Origin of the sequence: Acinetobacter genomosp. 33YU (assembly GCF_001990725.1) — a bacterium.
Taxonomy (GTDB): Bacteria; Pseudomonadota; Gammaproteobacteria; order Pseudomonadales; family Moraxellaceae; genus Acinetobacter; species Acinetobacter seifertii.
This window is the reverse complement of record NZ_LFZQ01000037.1, coordinates 1-1,179: the sequence shown is the minus strand read 5'-3', so window position 1 is coordinate 1,179 and position 1,179 is coordinate 1. Positions and strand designations below refer to the sequence as shown.

The 1,179-nt window shown below is 44.2% G+C and carries 1 protein-coding gene; it reads right to left on the bottom strand.

Features of this window, described 5'->3' with window-relative positions:
- Nucleotides 1–1,179, bottom strand: a 1,179-nt coding sequence (gene tuf / locus AC056_RS19110; protein ID WP_019456510.1) for an elongation factor Tu, incomplete at its 5' end; no start/stop codon positions are given.

The following is a 1,179-nucleotide window of genomic DNA, read 5'->3' as shown; positions in this document are numbered from 1 at the left end:
TTATGCAGTTACTTTCGCAACAACACCAGCACCTACAGTACGACCACCTTCACGGATCGCAAAACGTAGACCTGGGTCCATTGCGATTGGGTGGATTAATTCTACTGACATTTCAACGTTGTCACCTGGCATAACCATTTCAACGCCTTCTTTCAACTGGATTGCACCAGTTACGTCAGTTGTACGGAAGTAGAACTGTGGACGGTAACCATTTAAGAATGGAGTGTGACGACCACCTTCTTCTTTAGAAAGTACGTATACTTCTGCATCGAATTTAGTGTGCGGCTTGATTGTACCTGGTTTAGCAAGTACTTGACCACGTTGTACGTCTTCACGCTTAGTACCACGAAGTAATACACCACAGTTCTCGCCTGCACGGCCTTCGTCAAGAAGTTTACGGAACATTTCTACGCCAGTTACAGTTGTTTTAACTGTATCTTTAATACCAACGATCTCTACTTCTTCACCAACTTTAACAATACCTGATTCTACACGGCCTGTTACTACAGTACCACGACCAGAAATTGAGAATACGTCTTCGATTGGCATTAAGAATGCTTTGTCGATAGCACGTTCTGGTTCTGGGATGTAAGAGTCAAGAGCTGCTACAAGAGCAAGAACTGATTCTTCACCGTAAGGACCTGCTTCACCGTTAAGAGCAGCAAGAGCTGAACCACGGATTACTGGAGTGTCATCACCTGGGAAGTCATAAGTAGAAAGAAGTTCACGAACTTCCATTTCTACTAATTCAAGTAATTCTTCGTCATCAACAAGGTCGCATTTGTTTAAGAATACGATGATGTAAGGTACACCAACCTGACGAGAAAGAAGGATGTGTTCACGAGTTTGTGGCATTGGACCGTCAGTCGCAGCACATACAAGGATCGCGCCGTCCATCTGAGCAGCACCAGTGATCATGTTTTTAACGTAATCGGCGTGGCCCGGGCAGTCAACGTGTGCGTAGTGACGAATTGGAGAATCGTATTCTACGTGTGAAGTATTAATTGTAATACCACGTGCTTTTTCTTCAGGTGCTGAGTCGATTTGTGAGTAATCTTTCGCTTCACCGCCGTAAGTTTTTGCACAAATAGTTGCAATCGCAGCAGTTAAAGTTGTTTTACCATGGTCAACGTGACCGATTGTGCCCACGTTTACGTGTGGCTTATTACGTTCAAACTT